21 protein-coding genes are annotated in these 20,734 nt (G+C 74.5%); 11 read left to right on the top strand and 10 right to left on the bottom strand.

Annotated elements, in window-relative coordinates; translation table 11 throughout:
- Nucleotides 1–16: 16 nt before the first annotated feature.
- From ACVCAH_RS19435 to ACVCAH_RS19420, 4 genes are read right to left on the bottom strand one after another with little or no spacing between them, the layout of a single operon-like run.
- Nucleotides 17–1,075: an ABC transporter ATP-binding protein gene (locus tag ACVCAH_RS19435; protein WP_447137584.1), complete on the bottom strand. Its 1,059-nt coding sequence runs from the start codon at nt 1,073–1,075 to the stop codon at nt 17–19.
- Nucleotides 1,072–2,394: an ABC transporter substrate-binding protein gene (locus ACVCAH_RS19430; protein ID WP_447137583.1), complete on the bottom strand. Its 1,323-nt coding sequence runs from the start codon at nt 2,392–2,394 to the stop codon at nt 1,072–1,074. Before ACVCAH_RS19430 ends, ACVCAH_RS19435 begins: the two co-directional genes overlap by 4 nt.
- Complete coding sequence (locus ACVCAH_RS19425) at nt 2,391–3,248, bottom strand: carbohydrate ABC transporter permease (protein ID WP_447137582.1); 858 nt, start codon at nt 3,246–3,248, stop codon at nt 2,391–2,393. The genes ACVCAH_RS19430 and ACVCAH_RS19425 overlap by 4 nt, the downstream gene beginning before the upstream one ends.
- A gap of 21 nt (nt 3,249–3,269) precedes the next feature.
- Nucleotides 3,270–6,074 carry an exo-alpha-sialidase gene (locus ACVCAH_RS19420; protein ID WP_447137581.1) on the bottom strand — a complete coding sequence of 935 codons (2,805 nt, stop codon included), beginning with the start codon at nt 6,072–6,074 and terminating at the stop codon, nt 3,270–3,272.
- Nucleotides 6,075–6,244: 170 nt separating this feature from the next.
- Here ACVCAH_RS19420 and ACVCAH_RS19415 point away from each other — a divergent pair, with 170 nt between their 5' ends.
- The 4 genes from ACVCAH_RS19415 (at nt 6,245) to ACVCAH_RS19400 (ending at nt 9,866) form a co-directional block, all read left to right on the top strand.
- On the top strand, nt 6,245–7,060 hold the full coding sequence (locus ACVCAH_RS19415; protein ID WP_447137580.1) for an SDR family oxidoreductase: 816 nt from the start codon (nt 6,245–6,247) through the stop codon (nt 7,058–7,060).
- A gap of 114 nt (nt 7,061–7,174) precedes the next feature.
- On the top strand, nt 7,175–7,582 hold the full coding sequence (locus tag ACVCAH_RS19410) for an SSI family serine proteinase inhibitor (RefSeq protein WP_447137579.1): 408 nt from the start codon (nt 7,175–7,177) through the stop codon (nt 7,580–7,582).
- 192 nt (nt 7,583–7,774) lie between these two features.
- On the top strand, nt 7,775–8,881 hold the full coding sequence (locus tag ACVCAH_RS19405) for a DUF5919 domain-containing protein (RefSeq protein WP_447137578.1): 1,107 nt from the start codon (nt 7,775–7,777) through the stop codon (nt 8,879–8,881).
- Nucleotides 8,882–8,972: 91 nt separating this feature from the next.
- Nucleotides 8,973–9,866 (top strand): pentapeptide repeat-containing protein, encoded by an 894-nt coding sequence (locus ACVCAH_RS19400; protein ID WP_447137577.1) that lies wholly within the window; start codon nt 8,973–8,975, stop codon nt 9,864–9,866.
- 148 nt (nt 9,867–10,014) lie between these two features.
- Here the strand turns inward: ACVCAH_RS19400 and ACVCAH_RS19395 are convergent, their stop codons facing one another.
- Nucleotides 10,015–10,560 carry a MarR family winged helix-turn-helix transcriptional regulator gene (locus ACVCAH_RS19395; protein ID WP_447137576.1) on the bottom strand — a complete coding sequence of 182 codons (546 nt, stop codon included), beginning with the start codon at nt 10,558–10,560 and terminating at the stop codon, nt 10,015–10,017.
- Nucleotides 10,561–10,565: 5 nt separating this feature from the next.
- Between ACVCAH_RS19395 and ACVCAH_RS19390 the strand changes: the two genes are divergently transcribed.
- Together ACVCAH_RS19390 and ACVCAH_RS19385 are read left to right on the top strand one after the other, a co-directional pair.
- Entirely contained in the window at nt 10,566–11,774 is a 1,209-nt protein-coding gene (locus ACVCAH_RS19390) for an MFS transporter (RefSeq protein ID WP_447137575.1), read from the top strand.
- Entirely contained in the window at nt 11,771–12,037 is a 267-nt protein-coding gene (locus tag ACVCAH_RS19385; protein WP_447137574.1) for a preprotein translocase YidC, read from the top strand. Before ACVCAH_RS19390 ends, ACVCAH_RS19385 begins: the two co-directional genes overlap by 4 nt.
- A 244-nt stretch (nt 12,038–12,281) precedes the next feature.
- On the opposite strand, the gene rnhA is transcribed toward ACVCAH_RS19385, so the two are convergent.
- Nucleotides 12,282–12,761: a ribonuclease HI gene (gene rnhA / locus ACVCAH_RS19380; protein WP_447137573.1), complete on the bottom strand. Its 480-nt coding sequence runs from the start codon at nt 12,759–12,761 to the stop codon at nt 12,282–12,284.
- 80 nt (nt 12,762–12,841) lie between these two features.
- Here rnhA and ACVCAH_RS19375 point away from each other — a divergent pair, with 80 nt between their 5' ends.
- Both ACVCAH_RS19375 and ACVCAH_RS19370 read left to right on the top strand, forming a co-directional pair.
- Nucleotides 12,842–13,570 (top strand): tyrosine-protein phosphatase, encoded by a 729-nt coding sequence (locus ACVCAH_RS19375; RefSeq protein ID WP_447137572.1) that lies wholly within the window; start codon nt 12,842–12,844, stop codon nt 13,568–13,570.
- Between the two features lie 108 nt (nt 13,571–13,678).
- Complete coding sequence (locus tag ACVCAH_RS19370; protein WP_447137637.1) at nt 13,679–14,233, top strand: N-acetyltransferase family protein; 555 nt, start codon at nt 13,679–13,681, stop codon at nt 14,231–14,233.
- A 31-nt stretch (nt 14,234–14,264) separates the two neighbouring features.
- Here ACVCAH_RS19370 and ACVCAH_RS19365 read toward each other — a convergent pair whose 3' ends face one another.
- The 4 genes from ACVCAH_RS19365 to ACVCAH_RS19350 all read right to left on the bottom strand — a co-directional run bounded on the left by ACVCAH_RS19365 (nt 14,265) and on the right by ACVCAH_RS19350 (nt 17,783).
- Nucleotides 14,265–15,452, bottom strand: a complete 1,188-nt coding sequence (locus ACVCAH_RS19365) for a lycopene cyclase family protein (protein WP_447137571.1) — start codon at nt 15,450–15,452, stop codon at nt 14,265–14,267.
- Between the two features lie 71 nt (nt 15,453–15,523).
- Entirely contained in the window at nt 15,524–16,798 is a 1,275-nt protein-coding gene (locus ACVCAH_RS19360; RefSeq protein ID WP_447137570.1) for an MFS transporter, read from the bottom strand.
- 64 nt (nt 16,799–16,862) lie between these two features.
- Nucleotides 16,863–17,396: a GNAT family N-acetyltransferase gene (locus tag ACVCAH_RS19355; RefSeq protein ID WP_447137569.1), complete on the bottom strand. Its 534-nt coding sequence runs from the start codon at nt 17,394–17,396 to the stop codon at nt 16,863–16,865.
- Between the two features lie 9 nt (nt 17,397–17,405).
- A complete protein-coding gene (locus ACVCAH_RS19350; RefSeq protein ID WP_447137568.1) occupies nt 17,406–17,783 on the bottom strand; it encodes a winged helix-turn-helix transcriptional regulator in 378 nt (125 codons plus the stop codon).
- A gap of 162 nt (nt 17,784–17,945) precedes the next feature.
- Here ACVCAH_RS19350 and ACVCAH_RS19345 point away from each other — a divergent pair, with 162 nt between their 5' ends.
- The 3 genes from ACVCAH_RS19345 to ACVCAH_RS19335 all read left to right on the top strand — a co-directional run bounded on the left by ACVCAH_RS19345 (nt 17,946) and on the right by ACVCAH_RS19335 (nt 20,643).
- Complete coding sequence (locus ACVCAH_RS19345; protein WP_447137567.1) at nt 17,946–18,827, top strand: NAD(P)-dependent oxidoreductase; 882 nt, start codon at nt 17,946–17,948, stop codon at nt 18,825–18,827.
- Entirely contained in the window at nt 18,824–19,699 is an 876-nt protein-coding gene (locus ACVCAH_RS19340; protein WP_447137566.1) for an NAD(P)-dependent oxidoreductase, read from the top strand. The genes ACVCAH_RS19345 and ACVCAH_RS19340 overlap by 4 nt, the downstream gene beginning before the upstream one ends.
- A gap of 104 nt (nt 19,700–19,803) precedes the next feature.
- Complete coding sequence (locus ACVCAH_RS19335; protein WP_447137565.1) at nt 19,804–20,643, top strand: ArsR/SmtB family transcription factor; 840 nt, start codon at nt 19,804–19,806, stop codon at nt 20,641–20,643.
- Nucleotides 20,644–20,734: the final 91 nt, after the last annotated feature.

Raw genomic sequence — 20,734 nt, 5'->3', positions numbered from 1 at the left:
GAGCGGGTGTCCGGCCTCATGACGGGGTGAACCGTCGCCCGGAACCGGCGTGGAAGACGTGCACGTCGGCCCAGCGGACCGCGATGCGTACCGCCGCGCCCCGGTCCGGCCGGCGGGCGGCCGGCACCCGGGCGACCACCGGCTCCCCGCCGGCGAGCCGCAGGTACGCGTACGCGTCCTCGCCCACCACGTCCACCCGGTCCACGGTGGCCGGCGTGCCGTCGGCGTCGGGACCGGCCACGGTGACCGCCTCCGGCCGGAAGCCGAGGTCGAGCCGGCCGGTCTCGGTGACCGGCGCCCCGGCCGGCGCGGTGCCGGTGGGCGGCAGCGGCCCGGCGGCGGGGAGCAGGTTCATCGCCGGGGAGCCGACGAAGCGGGCCACGAAGGTGCTCGCCGGGGTGAGCCAGATCTCGTCCGGGGTGCCGACCTGTTCGATCCGGCCGTCGCGCAGCACGGCGATCCGGTCGGCCAGCACCAGCGCCTCGGTCTGGTCGTGGGTGACGTGCACCATGGTGGCGCCCAGCCGGTCGTGCAGAGCCCGCAGCTCGGCGCGCATTTCCACTCGCAGCGCGAGGTCGAGGTTGGACAGCGGCTCGTCGAGCAGGAACACGTCCGGCTCCCGCACCAGCGCCCGGGCCAGCGCGACCCGCTGCCGCTCGCCGCCGGAGAGCTGCCCGGGGCGGCGGTCGAGCAGCCCGGCGCAGCCCACCGACTCGGCGGCGGCGCGGGCCCGCTCCCGGGCCACCGTCCGGGGCGTGTCCCGCACCTGCAGCCCGAACGCGATGTTCTCGGCCACGCTCAGGTGCGGGAAGAGCGCGTACGACTGGAAGACCATGGACACGTTGCGCAGGCCGGGGCGGTCGGCGGTGACGTCCCGCCCGGCGATCCGGACCCGGCCGGCGGTCACCGGCTCCAACCCGGCCACCACCCGCAGCACGGTCGACTTGCCCGCCCCGGAGGGGCCGAGCACGACGAGCAGCGCACCGCGGGCCACCGCCAGGTCGACCTCGTGCAGCACGGTCGCGGACCGGTAGGCGGCGCTGACGCCGTCGAGGGCGAGCCCGGGTTCGCTCACCCGTGCTGCCCGCGGGCGAACAGCGGCCGGGTCTGTTGGTCGAGGTCGCGGATCACGTCGTCGAGCCGGTCGCCGCGGTGCATGGCGTTCTCCAGGATCCCGTACGTGACGTCCTCGATCTCCGGCCAGGTGGAGACGGTGGGCAGCGCCCGCACGGTGGGGATGGCGTCGAGGAAGACCTTGGCGCTGCGCGGCGGTTGGGCCGGGCCGAGGAACGCCGGGGACTGCGACACCCCGATGTGCGACGGCACGGTGCGGCCGGTCGCCGCGATGATCCGCTGGCCCTCCTCGGCGATGGCGTACTCCAGGAACCGCCAGGCCGCGTCCTTGCGCTTGGCCCCCCGGGTCATGCAGTACGCGTCGGAGTGCAGCACCCCGACCTGCTCGCGGTAGACCGGTAGCGGGGCGACGTCCCACTCGAAGTCGGTGATCGACCGGAACGTGGTGGTGGACCGGCGGGAGCTCATCAGCATGGCGAGCCGGCCGTTGGCGAACCGTGACTCGTCGTCCTCCGCCTCCACCTCCTCGTCGGTGGGCACCACCCCGTACGCCAGCCGCAGGTCGACCAGGTTCTTCAGCGCCTCCCGGGCGGCCGGGGTGTCCAGCGTCAGACGGGTCGGTTTCGCCGGGTCGTCGACGATCTCGGCGCCGTTGGACCAGACGAACGGGGCGAGCCGGATGATGGACGGCTCGACGCCGAGCCCGTGGACGGCCGGGCGCAGCGCCGCGCCCTCGCTCTCGGTGGCCTTGACCACCACGCCGCGGGCGTCGCGGGTCATCGCGGTCGCGGTGCCGACCAGGTCGTTCCAGGTCCAGCCGGGCTTCGGCTCGGGCACGCCGTACTTCTGGAAGAGCGTGCGGTTGTAGTAGACGGCCAGGCTGGAGACGTTCTGCGGCAGGCAGAGCTGCCTGCCGTTCCACTTGAACGCGTCCATCGCGACCGGGTAGTAGTCGGCCGGGTCGACGGCGTCGGAGGCGGCGATCCGGTCGTCCAGCGGCTCGACGACGTCCTTGGCCGCGAACTGGCCGTAGAAGCGGTAGTTCATCAGGAACAGGTCCGGCGGCGCGCCGCCGGCCACCGAGGTGGCCAGTCGGGCCAGCAGGTCCTTGCGGTCGCTGGCCTCGATCAGCTGCACCTCGGCCCCGGGCCGGGCCTTCTCGTACGCCTCGATGAGGGTGCGGTAGGCGGCCAGTTCCTCCGGGGCGCCGAAGACCAGCAGCCGGACCGGACCGTCCGTGGACGAGCCCGATCCGGAACCGCAACCGGTGGTCAGGAGAACGGCGGAGAGCAGCAGTGCCAGCAGGGCCTTCGGTCTCATCGGTTCCGTCCCGTCGGGTCGTCGTGGTGGAGGAAGCGCCGCTGGGCGAGCACGAACACGGCCAGCGCCGGCACCGTGGCGAGCACCGCCCCGGCCAGGAAGACCGGGAAGTTCGTCGGGTCCAGCACCGACAGCGAACGCAGCGCCAGCGGCAGGGTGAACAGGTCGCGGTCGTAGACGTAGACCAGCGGGTCGAGGAAGTTCGACCAGGTGAGCACGAAGGTCAGCGCGGTGAGCGCGGCGGTGACCGGGCGGACCAGCGGGAGGGCGACCCGCCACCAGATGCGCATCGGGGAGAGGTCCTCCACCAGGCAGGCGTCGTAGAGGTCAGCCGGCAACGCCCGGAAGGCCAGGTAGTAGACCAGGACGTAGAGCGGTGAGGTGCCCACCAGCGCCGGCGCGATCAACGGCACCAGGGTATCGGTCAGCCCGAGCGTCCGGAAGATCGCGAACCGGGGCACCAGCAGCGCGGTGGCCGGCACCATCAGCGCCACGAGGGAGGCCGCGACCACGGTGGCGGTGGTACGCGGGGCGAGCCGGGCCAGCGCGAAGCCGGCCAGCGCGGCGACCAGCACGCTCAGCGGCACGGCGACGACCGCCACCAGCACCGAGTTCAGCGAGGCGCGCAGCAGCCCGCCTAGCTCCACGGCCTGCTGGTAGCCGGTGGTGGAGACCGGCTCGGGCACCAGTCGCGGCGTCGGCGAGGGCGGCAGGCCGGGCTCGGTGAGCGAGCCGGAGACCAGCAGCAGCAGCGGCGGGACGAAGACGAGGAGGACGAAGGCCGCGCCGAGGGTGCGCCAGACGCGCGCGGCCCGCTCGGGCAGCGGTGAGGGGCCGCACGCGCGGCCCCTCACCCGGTTGGTGCCGATGTGCGCCTACCTCAGCGGGAGCTGCCAGGCGCCGAGCCCGTGCGAGGCGGCGTAGAGGATCCGCTTGCCCGGCACGATGGTGAGCCCGGCGACCTCCACGTTCGGCATCCCGCCGGCCGCCTTGACCCAGCTCGTCGTCCCCTTGGCCAGCCGCAGCACACCGAAGTCGGTGGCCGCGTACAGGTCGCCGGTGACGTCGTCGCGGACCAGGTCGGTGATCGGCTGGTCGCCGAAGTCGTACGAGCGGTCGGCCCAGGTCGCCCCGGTGCCGGTCAGCCGTACCTCGAACGCGTGCCCGAGGGTGGCCGGAGTGTTCGAGTTGAAGCCGCTGTAGGAGATCCACGCCCGGGCCGGGTCGGCCGGGTCGACGTGGATGCTGGTCACGAAGCGGTTCGGGGTGGTCGCGGTGTCGATCCGGGTCCAGGTCACCGCGGCGGCCGGCTCGGCGTCGGCGTTGCGGGTGACGAACACCCGGCCGGTGCTGGTCGCCGCGTACGCCGTCGAGGAGTCGGTGCCGACCCGCTGGACCACCGAGACGGCGCCGCCGGCCCGGTCGCCCCAGGCGGCGTCGGTCAGCGCGACCGTGCCGAGCTGCTGCCAGTCGCCGCACTGGGCCTCGAAGGTGCCGGTCCAGCTGTTGCAGATCCGGTTGGCCTCCTCCAACGTGCGGTTGCCCAGGCCGAAGGTCTTGGTGCGGAACACCGAGCGGCCGGTGCCGGCGAACATGGTGCCGCTGACCTTCGGGTCGGTGATCACCGGGGCGTAGAACAAGTTGCCCGGCTGACCGAAGACACCCTGGTAGACCGTGATCCAGCTGCCGATGTCGCCGTTGTTGAAGTTCACCTCGGGCGTCACGTCGTAGAACGTGTGGAACCGGAACTCGGGCTTGCCGACGTCGAAGCCGGAGGCGCCGCCGTCACCGATCATGGTGTTGACCCAGCGGGTGCGCTGGCCCTTGTTCTCCCAGGTGCCGTTGTCCTGGGTGCCGCCCTGCAGCAGCGTGTGGTCGTGCGGGCTGACCGACAGGCTGATGAACTGCAAGGTGTTCATGCCCGAGTTGATCCCTTCCAGCTTGGCCGGGATCCGGGAGAGCATCTGCTGGCAGCGGGCCTTCTGGGCCGGGCCGGTGTCGCCGGTGAAGTTGCGGGCCGGGTTGTCGCACCAGGCGGAGCGGTCGACGAACTGGCCGTTGGAGCGCATCACGCCGCCGTCGTTGGCCTCGAAGAACTGGTACGGGTTGCGCGGGTTGGTGACCAGTGCGTGCTGGTCGGGGTGCAGGCCGTTGGGGTGCAGTTCGTCGGTGCCGTCGAAGGTCATGTCGGTGCCGCTGACCCCGGCGTCGGTGGAGAGCACGACGGCCCGCTTGTGGGCCACGGTCTCGCCGTAGACGTACGAGCCGCCGGTGTAGACCATGTCCGGGTGGCCGGCCGGGGTGTGCACGAACACGTCGTACCAGCACTGGCCGGTGCACTGGTTGTAGGTGGCGTAACCCGGGTCGGCCGGGTTGGCGCTGGTCAGGTCGACGAACGTCGGGGCGCCGCCGGCCGCGTCGTCGCTGCGGAACAGCCGCGAGTACGGGTTGCCGGTGTTGCCCTCGTAGGCGTACATCCGGGTCTTGCCGTTCGCCAGCTCGGTCACGTCGATCGCGGCCCGGGTCTGGGGCAGAGCCGCGTTCAACGACGGCTTGATCTGGGTCCAGGTGGCACCGGCGTCGGTCGACCGCCAGACACCGCGCGCGTACGAGGAGGCGTACACGATGTTGGCGTTCTTCGGGTCGAGCTTGACGTGCCGGACGCCGCGCGGCGAGCAGGCCGTGGTGTTGTTGTACTCGGCGATGGTGCCGGTGCACTCTGTGGCGTTCGCCGAGCCGTTGTGGATGAACTGCCAGTTCTTGCCGCCGTCGCTGGACTTGTAGAGACCCCACTTGGCGGCGTCGGGCACCGGGCGGGTGACGCCGGTGCAGCAGGAGCTGGACATGCCGCGCAGCGCGGTGGTGGTGGCGATGTAGAGCGTCTTAGGGTCGCCCGGCTTGACCGTGATCTCGCCGATGCCCTTGCCGGCCAGCACGTCCTTGCCCAGCGGGCCCTGCCAGGTCAGGCCGCCGTTGGTCGACTTGTAGAGCCCGACGCCGGCCACGCAGCCGGAGGCGCAGGTGTTCGCCTCGCCGGTGCCGACGTAGATGGTCAGGCCGGTCCGGTCGTTGCGGTCGATCTTCACCGAGCCGGCGGCGTTGATGCCGAGCGGCCCGCCGAGGTAGAACCACTTCGGCTGCGGGGCGAGGACGTTCAGGGTGCCCCAGACGCCGCCGCCGGCCGGGGTGACGTAGGCCCGGCAGAGCAGCGCGTTGCAGTCCGGGGCGATGTCGATGGAGGTGACCCGGCCGCCGGCAACGTACTCGTTGGGCACGTAGTTGAAGGCGTCGCGGTACTCGGTGAACGGGTAGAGCGCCTCGCTCGGGCCGACGTTGGTCCACCGCTGGGTGCCGCGCAGGCGCCGCTCGGCGGCCGCGTAGGCGGCCTTGGAGCGGTCGACCTGGGCGATGCTGATCGAGTCGGCCGGGTAGGCGCGCTCGAGGAACTCCTGCTGGGCGGCGCCGCCCGGCCCGTCGGGCGACATGCCGTCGCTGCCCGGCGCGGCCTGGCGCAGCCGCTCGATCAGGGCGCCGCTGGCGCCGGGCAGTTCGCCGTCGCCGGCCGCGGCCGCGGTGGGCCGCACCTCGGCTCCGCTGTAGTGGATGCCGGCGGCACCCGTCGTCGCCACCAGGGCGGCGACCGCTAGTCCTGCGAGGAGATGGCGACGTCTGCGTTTCACAGGGTCCCTCCGGCACGAGAAGGCGTCGCCGCAGCGCGGCGGCCGGATTGGCGACCGTCGCTGGCAGCGTCCACGCTGGAGGATGTCAGAGTGATCGGTCGCCGACAATCCCCTGCATGGACCGACATCGACGGATGGTTGTATTCGCATGTGACGGGTAATGCGCGGGCATGCCAGCGCGCTACGAGAACTACCCGAGGATCGCCATCGTCACCGGCGCCGATTCCGGCATCGGGAAGGCCTGCGCGGTCGCCCTCGCCGAGGCCGGTTTCGACATCGGCGTCACCTGGTACGGCGACCCCGACGGGGCCGACCGGACCGCCACCGAGGTCCGCACCACCGGGCGCCGCTGCGAGGTCGCCGAACTGGACCTGACCCGGCTGCCCGGGGCCGCCGCCGTGATCGACGAGCTCGCCGACCGGCTCGGCGGGATCGGGGTGCTGGTCAACAACGCCGGCACCGGCACCGCCGTCCCGTTCGTCGACACCGGCTGGGAGCAGTGGCGCGAGGTGCTCTCGATCGACCTGGACGGGCCCTTCCTCTGCTCGCAGCGCGCCGCGCGGCGGATGCGGGCGGACGGCACCGGTGGCCGGATCGTCAACATCACCAGCGTGCACGAGCACGCGCCGCGGGTGGGCTCGGCCGCGTACTGCGCGGCGAAGGGCGGGCTGGGGCTGCTCACCAAGGTGATGGCGCAGGAACTGGCCGCCGACGGCATCACCGTCAACGCAGTCGCCCCGGGCGAGATCGCCACCCCGATGACCGGCCAGGAGGACGTCGACCCGTTCACCCAGGAACGCCCGGGTGTGCCGGTCGGACGGCCGGGCGACGCCCGCGAGGTGGCCGCGGTGGTCGCGCTGCTGGCCTCCCCCGCCGCCGCGTACGTCACCGGGGCGTCCTGGCCGGTCGACGGCGGAATGCTGATGATGGGGCCGCAGGCGGCGGCGCTCACCTCGGACGACTGGCGGCGGGTCGAACCCTCGTAACAGTTGGTGACGCTTGCGGTTCACAGTGTCCACTTAGCGTGGTCGGCGGCCCGGTCACACGACGGCCGGGCCGACACCGGCCCCCACCCGGGGCCCCGACCGGAAGGACACACCATGCCCTTCGTCCAGCGGGTCACCGCCCTGTTCGCGGTGACCGTCCTGGCCACCGGCGCGCTCACGGCGGCGACCACCCCCCGCGCCGCGCACGCCGCCGACCGGCCCACCTCGGTGCTGCTGCTGACCGTCCCGCCGCACGTCCACGGCGAACCGCGGGCCACCGCGCTGCGCTGCGAGCCGGCCGGCGGGACGCACCCGGAGGCCACGGCCGCCTGCCGGGCCGTGGCGGCCGTGGACGGCGACCTGACCGCGATGACCCCCGAACCGGGCCCGTGCACCCTGGAGTACGCGCCGGTGACCGCCCGCGCCTTCGGCTTCTGGCAGGACCGGCCGGTGTCCTGGGCCAAGACCTTCGGCAACCGCTGCGCGCTGCTGCGCGAGACCCGCTCGCTCTTCGCCTTCTGACCCGCGCATCGGCGCGGCGTCCGCCCTCGGGCGGGCGCCGCGCCGCGTCGCCCGGCCCGCGGACTGCCCGGCTGCGCGCGCTCCGCCACCGGTCACGAACGGGACAGCGCGGGCGGATCCCGGCAACGTATCCTCCGCTTTCCGGGTGATCACGAAGGCCGGGGGCGACCGGCGCGACGCCGAGGGGGGCGGATGGCGGAGGCGGGCGGGAGCCGTCGCTGGAGCGGGCGCACCGGCCGGCAGCGGCGGGCGTTGGTCGGCGGCGGTGGCCTGCTGATCGTCGCCGCGGTCATGCTCCTGGCCGCCTGGCGCAACACCGGCTTCGTCAGCGACCTGCTGCTCAACCTCGGCGCCAGCGTGGTGCTCGCGGCGATCTCGTACGTCATCTTCGACCCGCTGTTCGAGGAGGCCCGCCGGGCCCGGGTGCAGGAGCACCTCAGCTTCGACCAGAAGGCGTTCGTCGAGCGGCTGTGCCGCAGCGCCCGGCGCGCCCGGATCCTGGACACCTGGACCATCCTGCTCGAGCACCGGCACCGCGAGGAGACCCTGCGGGCCGTCCGGGCGGCGTTGACCAACGGCACCCAGGTGCAGTTGCTGCTGCTCGACCCGGACTGCACGGCCGCGCAGCAGCGCTCCGAGGAGCTGGAACGGCAACGGGTCGACGTGCCCCGGCAGATCCGGGCCAACCTGCGCCACCTCGTCGCCTTCCAGGAGACGCTGGAGCCGCGCCTGCGCGCCCGGTTCCAGGTGCGCGTCTACGACGCCTCCCCGTCCATCCAGCTCTACCAGTGGGACGGGCACGCGCTCATCTCGTTCTTCCCGATCGGCAAGCTGTCGTTCAACGTCCCCCAGCTGGAGGTGGACATGGACAGCCCGTGGGGCGGGTTCGTGCACGCCCGGTTCGAGGAGCTGTGGGAGCACGAACAGGCCACCTCGACGCTGGACCGCTACTGGTCCACCACGGTCACCCTGCGGCACGACGGCTCGGACCTGGTCGAGGTGCAGGTGCCGTACGTGACCGTCGACGGGCAGCACTACATCGACTGCCACGCCTTCCGGCTGACCCGGCCGCTCACCGTCCGGGCGCAGCTGCACCCGCGTACGCCCGGCTCGGCGCCCCGGGTGTTCGCGCTGGTGGAGCCGGCCGACGGCGACCACACCCCGCCGGCGGCGGCGGCCCGGCTCTTCGACCAGAAGTACGGCCCCGGCGACGGCGACCGGGCCGTGCTGCGGCTGGTGCCGGACCGCCGCCCGCCCGGTCCCCGCTCCGCCGGCGGCGGCGACCCGCACGGCCGGTGACCCGCGGCCGGCCGCAGCGCCGGCCGGCTGGGACAATGGCCGGTGTCCGCCCGCCCGGGCGGGCACCAGCATCGGCAGGAGGACGGTCAGCGTGTCGGAAACCGCCCAGGCCCCGTCGCCGGCCGGCGAGCTGCGCGCCGACTGCGCCCGGTGCTTCGGGCTCTGCTGCGTCGCGCCGGCCTTCGCCGCGTCGGCCGACTTCGCCGTCGACAAGCCGGCCGGGCAGCCGTGCGGGAACCTGGGGTCGGACTTCCGCTGCGGCATCCACACCGAGCTGCGCGAGCGCGGCTTCCCGGGCTGCACGGTCTTCGACTGCTTCGGCGCCGGGCAGCAGGTCGCCCAGGTGACCTTCGGCGGGCGGGACTGGCGGCAGGCCCCGGAGACCGCGGCCCGGATGTTCGACACCTTCGCGGTGATGCGGCCGCTGCACGAGCTGCTCTGGTACCTGACCCAGGGGGTGGCACTGCGCCCGCCGCGGCCGCTGCCCGACGAGCTGGCCGCCGCCCTGGCCGAGACGAGCCGGCTGACCGGCGCCGACCCGGAGACACTGCTCGCGCTGGACGTCGACGCGTACCGGGGGCGGGTCAACGCGCTGCTGTCGCGCACCGGCGACCTGGTGCGGGCCCGGGGCGGCCGGCCCGGCCCCGACCACCGGGGCGCCCGGCTGTTCGGGGCCGACCTGCGCCGGGTCGACCTGCGCGCGGCCAACCTGCGCGGCGCGCTGCTGATCGGGGCCGACCTGCGCGGGGTGGACCTGCGCCTGGCCGACCTGACCGGCGCGGACCTGCGCGGCGCCGACCTGCGCGGGGCGGACCTGTCCGCCAGCCTCTTCCTGCACCAGTCGCAGCTCGACGCGGCCCGGGGTGACCGGCACACCGGGCTGCCGGCCGCGCTCACCCGGCCGGCGCACTGGTCGGGACTGCCGCTCACCCCGGTACGACCGGCCGCCGGCCGGCGCCCCGCCCGCGCCGCCCGGCGGCGCTGACTCCCGCTCCGCGACCAGCCCGACGGGGCCCGGCTGCGCCCCGACTGGTCCGGCATGACTCCGCTCCGCGACCAGGCCGGACCGGGCCGCGCTGCGCCCCGACTGGTCCGCCACCGTCCGCTCTTGCCGCTGCGTTGCCGGCTGCCGGTCAGCCGACGGGCTGCGGACCGCCGGCCGGGCCGCAGCCGTGCCGGTAGCTGTCGTGCACCGGGCAGGCGGGGCAGCGGGAGCGGTCGCAGAGCCGGCACAACCGGGCCAGTTCCTGCCGGTCCCCCGGCTCGCAGCGCAGCAGGCCGCCGGCGATCTCCGCGAACTGCCGGCGCTGCTCAGGGCTGAGTCGGTCCATCAGTTCGGCGAGCGCCTGCTGCCGGGCCCGCAGGATCTCCCCGGCGGCGCGCCGGCCGGCCGGTGTCAGGTGCAGCGCGCGACTGCGCGCGTCCGCGCCCGGTCGCCGCTGCACCCAGCCCTGGTCGACCAGGCGACGGACCAGGTGGGCCGCGCCGGGCTGGGTCAGGCCGAGCACCTGGCCCAGCCACTCCGCGGTCACGCCGGGCTGGTCCTTGATGACCACGACCGCCTCGGCGAGCGCGCCGCCGGACCCGGCCGGGCCGGCGACGGCGGCCCGCATCCGGGAGTTCACCACCAGCGCGAGCGCGCCGAGGAGATTGGCCGCCGGGTCCTCGGGTAGATTCATAAGTTATGAATCTACCGGGTCGGGCGGTCGCCGTCATCGTGCTGATGAACCTCGCCCAGCTCCCGGTCGCGATGCGACAGTTGCTCATCGTGCTGCTCGGCCACCACAACACCGGCAGCTTCGCCACCGCCGGCGCCGCGAGCGCCGCGTGCGGGCTCGGCCTGGCGGTGACCGCACCCCTCTACGGCCGGCTGTTGCCCCGGTTCGGCGACCGGGTGGTGCTGCTCGTCTCCGGCCTCGCCCACCTGGCGGCCCTGTCCGGGCTGGCGCTGACCACCCGTCCCGCCGCCTTCGTGGCCCTGGCCGCCGCCGCCGGAGTGGCCACCCCGCCCGCGCTGAGCAGCGGCCGGGCCCTGCTGCCCCGACTGGTGCCCGCCCCGGCGCTGACCCGCGCGTACGCCGTCAACGCGGTCGGCCAGGAGTTCCTCTACGTCGGCGGCCCGCTCGCGGTCACCCTGAGTCTCGTGCTGACCGGCCCCGCCGGGGCGATGCTCGCGTTCGCGGCCGTCGGCAGCCTCGCCCTCGTCGGCAACGCCGTCGTCGTGCCCCGGCGGGACACCGCGGTCCCGTCCGGCCAGGCCGCCCGACCGGCCGCCCGGCGGACGGTGCGCACCCTGCTCGGCGTGCACCTCGGCTACGCGACGTGCATGGGCGGCATGTGGGTGCTGGTGCCGGCGTTCGCCACCGGTGCCGGGCATCCGGACCAGGCCGGCCTGCTGGTCACCGTCTGGTCGGTGGGCAGCCTGGCCGGTGGCCTGGTGCTCGCCCGCCGCGGCCGGCTGACCGACCCGCGGCGCGCCTACCTGGCGCTGCTGGCCACCCTGGCGGTCACCTCGGTGGCGCTGCCCTGGCCGCGTACCGTGCCGCAGATGGCGGTGGCGCTCGCCGTCTTCGGGCTCGCGCTCGCCCCGTGGCTCGCCGTCACCGACGGCCTGATGGCCCGGGCGGCGCCGGCGCCGCACACCGCCGAGGCGTACGGCTGGTTGCAGACCGTCGGTCAGCTCGGGACCGCGATCGGCGCCGCGAGCAGCGGCGCGGTCAGCGACCGCGTCGGCACCACCCCCGCCTTCCTGATCGTGTCCGGAGCGCTGGCGGTCGCCGTCGCGGTCGCGGTCAGCCGCCGCCGGTCGCTGACCGCCCCACCGGACGATCCGCGCCCGACGCCGGAGCCCGCGGGCGACGTTTCGGCGTCAGGGCCTCGGGTAGCCGGGTGACCGACGGCACCTACGGGGAGGCGATGGTGGGATTTCGGACACGTCAGGGCAAACAGCCGGTCGACCCGGAGCACGCCGAGGACGAGGCCGGCCAGGCCCGGCTGGTCCAGGTCGGTGCGGACACCGACGTCCCGGCCCCGGACGACACCGAGATCAAGCCGGACATCGTGACCGAGGACGACGGTTCCGGCGTGGCCGGCGGCGCGTCGGGCAGCAGCAGCGGCGGCTCCGGCATGCCCGGCCACCCGGACGCGACCCGCTGACCACCGGCCCCGGTCCACTCGATCACCACGGCCGGGCCGCCATGCCCCGCCGGGCGCCGCCGACCCCGGCGTGCCACGCCCGGCGACCTGATCGGTTCCCCGCGTGATACCGCAGAGTCATCTTGATACCGCAGAGTCATCAGGCTCGACGCGCAGAAGTGCCGCGGCCGGGTCGGCGCTCGGAACGCCGGAGAAGGCCGCTGAGGGCACGGCACGGACGCTCCTCCCCCGCGCCCGCCCGGTGTCAGCGGGCGGCGGGCACCGCCGCGGCGCGGGCCTCGGTCATCCCCCGGTTGGCCAGCGCGTCGGCGCGCTCGTTCTCCGGGTGTCCGTTGTGTCCCTTCACCCAGAGCCAGGTGACCTGGTGCCGGGCGCACGCGGCCTCCAGCCGCTGCCACAGGTCGGCGTTCTTGACCGGCTGCTTCGCCGCGGTCAGCCAGCCGTTGCGCTTCCACGAGGCGAGCCAGCTGGTGATGCCGTTGCGCACGTACGTGCTGTCGGTGTGCAGCTCGACCGCGACCGGCCGGGTCAGGCTCTCCAGCGCCTGGATGGCGGCCATCAGCTCCATCCGGTTGTTGGTGGTCGGGGTCGCCTCGCCGCCGCAGAGTTCCCGCTCGTGGCTGCCGTAGCGCAGCACCACGCCCCAGCCGCCCGGGCCGGGATTGCCGCTGCACGCGCCGTCGGTCCAGATCTGCACGACCCTGCCGGCCGTCCCGTCCACCATGCCGGCAACCTACCGGGTGCCGGCGTCGGCCCGGGTGGTCGGGGCATCCGCCACGCCGCTCGGCGGCTAGGGTCGGGCCGGTGGAACGGCACATCAGCTTCGAGCGGCTGCACAACTTCCGGGACCTGGGCGGCTACCGGTCCGACGACGGCCGCACCGTGCGATGGGGGCTGCTCTACCGGTCGGACTCGCTGGGCAAGCTGGCCGGGGCGGACCTGGACCGGTTCCGCGAACTCGGCGTGCGTACGGTGATCGACCTGCGCTACCCGTGGGAGATCGAGGCCCGCGGCCGGGCGCCCCACCACGACGGTCTGATCTGGCACAACCTCAGCATCGAGCACCGCCCCTACGACCAGGCCACCATCGACCCGGCCGTCGACCCGTGGCGCTACCTCGCCGACCGCTACGCCGAGGTGGCCGAGGACGGGGCGGCCGAGCTGCGGACGGCGCTCGAGGTGATCGCCGAGGCCGAGGGACCGCTGGTCTTCCACTGCGCCTCGGGCAAGGACCGTACCGGCCTGCTGGCCGCGCTGCTGCTCACCCTGCTCGGCGTCGACGATGAGCAGATCACCACGGACTTCACGCTGACCGAGCTGGCCACCGAGCGGCTGGTCGCCGACTGGCGGGCCGCCCACCCGGGGCGCACCCTGGTCTGGCCGGGCTACGGCCGCGCCCCGGCCCAGATCATCCGGCTCGTCCTGGCCGACCTGCGGGCGAGGTACGGCTCGGTGCACGGCTACGTCACCGACCGGCTGGGGGTGTCCGAGAAGACGATCACCCGGCTTCGCGAGCGGCTGCTGACCGACTGATCAGCGGCCGGCCGGCACCCGGACGGCGCCGGAGGCCGGCCCGTCCCGGTGGGCGGAAAGCTCCGCGCCCGGCGCGACGGCGTTCTGGCAGGGTGGGTCAACGTGGCGATGATCAGGGACGGCCTGCGGGCCGAGGCGCAGCGGACCATCGACGAGGCGGGGCACACCGGTGGCGCGATGATCCGGCCGGCCGAGCCGGGCGACGTCGACGTGCTGCACCGGTTCATCGTGGAGCTGGCCGAGGCGGAGGACTTCCCGGGCGGGGTCAGCGCCGAGCCGGCGGACGTGGCCCGGGCGTTGTTCGGGCCGCGTCCGGTGGCGGAGGCGGTGGTCGCGACTGTCGACGACGAGCCGGTCGGGTTCGCGCTGTTCTATCCCACCTACAGCACCGTGCTCGGCCGTCCCGGCATCCACCTGGAGGACCTGTACGTACGGCCCGAGCAGCGCGGCGGCGGGCTCGGCCGCGCACTGCTCGCCCATCTGGCCGCGCTGGCCTTGGCGCGGGGCTGCGCCCGGTTGGAGTGGTGGGTGCTGCGCACCAACGACCCGGCGCTGCGGTTCTACCGCCGGCTGCGGGCCCGGTCGCTGGACGAGATCGACGTGCTGCGACTCGACGGCGCGCTGCTGCGCGAGCTGGCCGCCGACGGCACTCCGCCGGGCTGAGCGCGGCCCAGCCGTCGACGACCCGTGCCGGTCACCGGGCAGGAGTGAGCCGGTCGCGGAGCCGGTGGGCGGCGTCGCCCGCGGTGGCGGCCACCATCGGCGGCAGCCGGGTGGAGCTCATCACCGCCAACTCCTCGGCCGGGCTGGTGGTGCCGTCGAGGAAGCGCAGCACCCGCTCGGCGGGGTTGCGGTCGAAGAGCCGGTCGAAGAACTCCGGGCCGCTCACCCCGCCCCGGTCCAACGCGCGCAGGGCGACCGCGTCCATCCACAGATGCCGTCGGGGGTACGCGGGCGCCGGCACCGGTGGCCGCCCGGCCGCGAGGGCGCGGGCGACCTGGTCGGCCTGCCGGCGCATGGCGGAGAAGGTGAAGCCGGTGGAGGGGCGGGTGGCCCCGCCGGCCGTGCCGAGCCGGACCACCCGCGGCGATGGGTGGGCGTCGAACGGTCCGTCGGTCATCGGGATCACCCCGTTCTCCACCTCCCGCACGGTCAGCCGGGCCGGGTCGAGGCCGAGCAGGTCGCGGTAGCCGGTCAGCGCCGCGTCGTAGCCGGCGTCGGTGAGCGGAGCGGGCGAGAACTCGGTGTACTCCACCAGGGCGTAGCGGTCGCTCACCGGCAGCACGTAGCCGAACGAGACGCCCCGGGCCGGCTGCGGGGTGCGGAAGTCCATCAGCACCGCCCGCCCGGCGTCGAACACCGGGGTGTCCGACGCCAGCCACCAGCCCCGGAAATGCTGGAGCCAGTTGGTGCGCCCGGGCCGTCGCGGCGGACGGGGCCGGGAGTCCAGCACCCAGGACGCCCGGACGATGGGAGCACCGCCGGCCCGGACGAGAACCCGCTCGCCGTCGTCGTCGAGACCGTCGGCGGCGGCCACGATCCGGGTCGCGCCGAGCCGTCGCTCGGCCTCGGCCGCCCGGTCGTAGACCGGGCCGGAGCGGAGCATGGCGTACCGCAGCGGGGCGAGGTCGAGCACCCGCCGGCGCTGCGTGGTGACCACCTCGACCTGCCGCCAGCTCGCGCTCAGCACCGGGTCGAGGTCGTTGCCCGGGCGGTCCCAGAACGCCCAGGTGCGGTCCTGGCCCCGCCGGTGCACCGGGTCGACCACGGCGACCCGCAGGTCGCGCACCTCGTGCCGGTCGAGCGCGGCGAGCACCAGGGACGCCGCACCGCCGCCGCCGACAAGGGCGAGGTCGACGTCGACCGGCGCGGAGCTGTTCACCCGGTCACGGTGTCACACCGCCCCGGACGTCCGCCTCGGCGGCGGTGGAGTCCGCCGGAAGCGCCGGCTCGTCAGGAGACGGCAGCGGGCGTGGCGGGCAGGTCGGGCGACGGGGCGGCGTACGCCCGGGCGACGGTGGCCCGGTCGAAGACCCGCCAGGTCGCGGCCGAGACGCCGACCGCGACGACGAACCCGATCCAGTACGGCGCGGTGAGCCCGAACCGGGCCGCGACCGCGCCGCCGAGCAGCGCGCCGAGGCAGTTGCCGCCGGCGGCGATGAACAGGGTGGTGCTGCCCACCCGACCCTGCAACGCGGTCGGGGTGAGCCGCTGGCGCAGCGAGTTGGCGACGATGTTCCAGAGCGCGCTGTGCACGCCGAAGGCGAACAGCGCGAACCCGACCACCGCCGCGCTGCGCGAGGCGGCCAGGGCCAGGTGCAGCCCTGCCTCGATCAGCAGGCCGATCCGGATGGTCCAGGTGGCGCTGATCCAGCCGATCAGCCGGTCGCCGACCGCGGCGCCGAGGACACCGCCGACGGCCATGCAGGTGAAGAGCAGGCCGTAGCCGACCTCCCCGAGCCGCAGCCGCTCGGCGGCGAGCAGCACCAGCACCGCGATCGCGGCGGTCAGGGTGAGGTTGAGCAGTCCGATCAGGACGGCCATGGTGCGCAGCAGGCGTTGCCCGGCCAGCCAGCGGAAACCCTCGACGATGTCGGCGCGGACCGGCCGGGCCGCCGCGCTGCCGGCGTTCGCCGGGCCGGCCCGGTAGCTGCCGGTGACCAGCGCGAGCAGCACCGCGCTCAGCGCGTACGTGGCGGCGTTGGCCAGGAACGGGCTGCTCACGGCCAGCACGAACAGGAACCCGCCGAGCGGACCGGCGAGCATCCCGTGCATCAGCATGCTGCCGCCGCTGAGCCAGCCGTTGGCCCGCTCCAGCAGGTCGCGGGGCACGACGGCGGGGACCATCGCCTGGCTGGCGGCGCGGAACACGATCTCGCCGGTGTTGACCACGAAGAGGACGGCGTAGAGCAGGGGCACCCCGGCCCGGCCGGTCATGATGGCCGCCGCGAGGACGGCCAGCGCGGCGACCCGTACCCAGTCGATGACGATCATCAACCGGCGGCGGTCGACCCGGTCGACCAGCACGCCGCCGGGCAGCGCGAAGAGCAGCCAGGGCAGCCAGGCCACCCCGGACGCGGCGGCGACGACCAGCGGGTCGTCGGTCCGGGAGGCGACGAAGAGCGGCGCGGCGACGGTGGCCAGACCGCTGCCGAGTGCGGACATCGTGCTCGCCGCCCAGAGCTTGGCGAACCGCGCCCCGAGCCTCTCCCCCGCCTGCAAGGTCACGGCGGGCCAACCTACCAGAGGGCGGTGCCGCCGACCCGCGCTTTTCCGCTGGGCGTAAGCCCGTTCAGCGGTCGGCGCGCTTGCGGTAGAGCACATTGCGGCGCAGCGGGCCGGCGGGGACCTCCGGGTCGTCGAAGTCGTCGGCCGGGTCTGTGGTCATGCGGAGCCGCCGCATCACCGCCTGCGAGCGCAGGTTGGTGGCGGTGGTGACGGCGAGGATCTCGGGCAGCCCGACGGTGTCGAAGCCGCACGCCAGCACGGCGCGGGCCGCCTCGGTGGCGTAGCCGTGCCCCCAGGCGGCGCGGGCGAGCCGCCAGCCCGCCTCGACCCCGGTGAACGGCAGCCCCGGGTCGACCGGGTCGAGCCCGGCGAAGCCGACGAACTCGCCGGTGTCGCGGACCTCGACCGCCCAGAAGCCGTAGCCGTTGCGCTCCAGGTCGGCCTGGAACCCGCGGGCCGAGGCGGTGGCCTGCTCCGGGGTGAGCAGCGGGCCGAGGTGCTCGCGGACCTCGGGGTCGGCGTTCATCGCGGCCCAGGGCGCGAGGTCGGACTCCCGCCAGTCGCGCAGCAGCAGCCGCCGGGTTCTGATCTCCGTCACCGGGCGACCCTAGCCGGCCGGCGCACCGGCCTCCGAGCGGTTTTCGGTCGGCTGGTCCCGCGGGATCGCCTCGATCGTCGCCATGTGCCGCTCACCCCACTCGCCGAGCGGGATCAGCGCCTCGTTCAGCGACACGCCGAAGGTGGTCAGTGAGTATTCCACCTTGGGCGGCACCTGCCGGTACACCTCCCGGTGCACGAGGCCGTACGCCTCCATCTCGCGCAACTGCTGGATCAGCATCTTCTCGCTGATGCCGGCGACCCCCCGCCGCACCTCGGCGAAGCGGCGGGGGCTGTGGTGCAGCTCCCAGAGGATCAGCGCCTTCCATTTGCCGCCCACCACGTCCACGGCGGCGTCGAGGCCGCACGAGTAGGTCCGCTTCTTCACCTCACCCCTCCTCACTTACCAAAAGGTAAGTACCTGAAAAAATAGTAGGTACTTGTCGCTCTGCGTGTGCCGCAACCAGGATGGGACTGCCCGGCGGGATGCGCAAGAGCTGCCCGATCCGGCGCCTCCACCCCTTTCCTGATCCCTGTGAGGAGCGGATCCATGACAGACCACGACCCCGCCCCGGTGACCGTGCTGGGCCTCGGGCCGATGGGCCGCGCGCTCGCCGGCGCGCTGCTCGCCGCGGGCCATCCCACCACCGTCTGGAACCGGACGGCCGCCCGAGCCGATCCGCTGGTCGAGCGCGGCGCACGGCGCGCCCCCACCGTCGAGGAGGCGGTCCGGGCCAGCCCGCTGGTGCTCGCCTGCGTCGTCGACTACACCGCCGTCCGGGCCATCGTCGAGCCGGCCGCCGACGCGCTGACCGGCCGTACCCTGGTGAACCTCACCGCGGACGCTCCGCAGCGGGCCCGGGCGTTGGCCGACTGGGCGGCCGGGCACGGCATCGACTACCTCGACGGGGCGATCATGACGCCCGCGCCCACCATCGGCGGACCGGCCGCGCTCGTGCTCTACAGCGGCCCGGAGCAGACCTGGCGCGCCCACCGGGCGGTGCTGGCCCACCTGGGCGGCCGCGCGAAGTGGCTCGGCGCGGACCCGGGGCGGGCGGCCGGTTACGACGTCGCCCTGCTCGACGTCTTCTGGACGGCGATGAGCGGCATCGCGCACGCGTTCGCCCTGGCCCGCGCCGAGAAGATCACACCCGCCGAACTCGCCCCCTACGCCAAGGGCATCGGCAGCCTGCTGCCCGACCTGATCGACGACCTGGCCCGGCGGTTGGACGCCGACGACCACGCCGCGGACGTCTCCAGCATCGCCTCGGCCACCGCCGGGATGGCGCACATCGTCGACGCCGCCGAGGCGCACGGCATCGACGGCGTGCTCCGGGCCGCCCACGCCGTCGCCCGCCGGGCGATCCGCGCCGGACACGGTGCCGACGACTTCTCCCGGGTGACCCGGACGTACGAGGAGGCTGCCAGGTGAGCGCGGCGGCACCTCGACCGGTCACCGTGCTGGGCCTCGGCGCGATGGGCCGGGCGTTGGCCGGCGCGCTGGTCGCCGCCGGCCACCCCACCACGGTGTGGAACCGGTCGCCGGGCCGGGCGGCGGCGCTGACCGCGGCCGGCGCCGTCGAGACGCGTACGGCGGCCGAGGCGGTCGCCGCCGGCGACCTCGTGGTGGTCTGCCTGCTCGACGACGAGGTCACCCGGCAGGTGCTCGCGCCGGTGGCCCCGGTGCTCGCCGGCCGCACCCTGGTCAACCTCACCAACGGCACGCCGGAGCAGGCGCGGCGGCTGGCCGGATGGGCGACGTCGCACGGTGCGGACCACCTCGACGGCGGGATCATGGCGGTGCCCGCCATGATCGGGCAGCCGGGCTCGCTGGTCCTTTACAGCGGCCCGGAGGACGCTTTCCGGGCCGGGCGGGAGACGCTGGCCGCGTTCGGCGCCGCCCGCTGGCTCGGCGCCGACCCCGGAGCGGCGTCCCTGCACGACCTGGCCCTGCTGGCCGCGATGTACGGGATGTTCGGCGGCTACCTGCACGCCGTGGCTATGACTCGGGCGGCGGGCGTGCCGGCCGCCGAGGTCACCCCGCTGGTCACCGACTGGCTGACCGCGATGCTGGGCGCGCTGCCGGTCATGGCGCGGGCGGTCGACTCGGGCGAGCACGTCGCAGACGGCTCCGCCCTGGGCATGCAGGCGGCGTCCTTCGGCAACCTGCTCGCGGCAAGCCGGGAGCGCGGCGTCGACACGCTGCTCGTCGAGCCGGTGGGCCGGCTGCTCGACGACGCGGTGCGGGCGGGGCACGGTGACGACGGTCTCTCCGCGCTGGTGGACCTGCTGCGCCGGGCCTGACCCGGCCGGCACGCGGACCCGACCCGCCGGCGCCGCTGGACACGCAGCCGTTCGGTTGCCTATAGTGACAGGCAACCGAACGGCTGCATATGCGAGGTGACGGGGTGGACGAGGTGTTCCGGGCGCTGGCCGATGCCAGCCGCCGCCGGCTGCTCGACGACCTCAACCTGCGCAACGGGCAGAGCCTGCGCGAACTGTGCGCCGGGCTCGCCATGACCCGGCAGTCGGTCAGCAAGCACCTGGCGGTCCTGGAAGCGGCCGACCTGGTGACCGCCGTGCGCCGCGGCCGGGAGAAGCTGCACTACCTCAACCCGGCGCCGATCAACGCCATCGCCGACCGGTGGATCAACCGGTACGACCGGCAGCGGGTCCACGCGCTCGCCGACCTGCAGACAGCATTGGAGCGGGAGTCCATGCAGAGTCCGACGTTCGTCTACACGACCTACATCAACACCACGCCGCAGCGGCTCTGGGCCGCGTTGACCGAGCCGGCGTTCACCCGCCGCTACTGGGGCGGCGTGGCGCTGCGGTCCGACTGGCAGGTGGGCTCCCCCGTGCTGTGGCAGGACGCCCCGAACGGCGAGTTCCGGGACCTCGGCCAGCGGGTGCTGGCCGCCGAGCCGTACCGCCTGCTCAGCTACAGCTGGCACGGCTTCCAGCCGGAGCACGCCGCGCACTTCGGCTGGTCCGCCGAGGAACTCGCCGCCCGCCTCGGCGAGCGGCGCTCCAAGGTGACCTTCGAGATCACCCCGCACGGCGAGGCCGTCCGGCTGACCGTGGTGCACGACGACTTCTCCCCGGACAGCGAGATGCACCGGGCGATCAGCGGGCAGCTCGACGGCAGTGGCGGCTGGCCCGAGCTGCTGGCCAGCCTGAAGACCCTGCTGGAGACCGGCGAGCCGCTGCCCGAGCCGGCTCCGGAACCCGCCGCGCCGGGCACCTGAGCCGCCGCCCGCCCGGCGCGGCCCGCCGCGTCGACGCTGCCCGCCGGCCGCCGGAAGGTGGCACGGCAACACCGCCGGCCGCCGGGAGGTG

The sequence above is a fragment of the Micromonospora sp. LZ34 genome, from assembly GCF_052981855.1.
The sequence above is the reverse complement of the archived record's forward strand: the minus strand, read 5'-3'. Positions and strand labels throughout refer to the sequence as shown.

Excerpts from the sequence above, each read along its gene's own strand:
- ACVCAH_RS19430 (WP_447137583.1), bottom strand. The coding sequence starts at position 2,394 with ATGAGACCGAAGGCCCTGCTGGCACTGCTGCTCTCCGCCGTTCTCCTG.
- ACVCAH_RS19415 (WP_447137580.1), top strand. The coding sequence starts at position 6,245 with ATGCCAGCGCGCTACGAGAACTACCCGAGGATCGCCATCGTCACCGGC.
- ACVCAH_RS19410 (WP_447137579.1), top strand. The coding sequence starts at position 7,175 with ATGCCCTTCGTCCAGCGGGTCACCGCCCTGTTCGCGGTGACCGTCCTG.
- ACVCAH_RS19405 (WP_447137578.1), top strand. The coding sequence starts at position 7,775 with ATGGCGGAGGCGGGCGGGAGCCGTCGCTGGAGCGGGCGCACCGGCCGG.
- ACVCAH_RS19395 (WP_447137576.1), bottom strand. The coding sequence starts at position 10,560 with ATGAATCTACCCGAGGACCCGGCGGCCAATCTCCTCGGCGCGCTCGCG.
- ACVCAH_RS19390 (WP_447137575.1), top strand. The coding sequence starts at position 10,566 with ATGAATCTACCGGGTCGGGCGGTCGCCGTCATCGTGCTGATGAACCTC.
- rnhA (WP_447137573.1), bottom strand. The coding sequence starts at position 12,761 with ATGGTGGACGGGACGGCCGGCAGGGTCGTGCAGATCTGGACCGACGGC.
- ACVCAH_RS19370 (WP_447137637.1), top strand. The coding sequence starts at position 13,679 with ATGATCAGGGACGGCCTGCGGGCCGAGGCGCAGCGGACCATCGACGAG.
- ACVCAH_RS19345 (WP_447137567.1), top strand. The coding sequence starts at position 17,946 with ATGACAGACCACGACCCCGCCCCGGTGACCGTGCTGGGCCTCGGGCCG.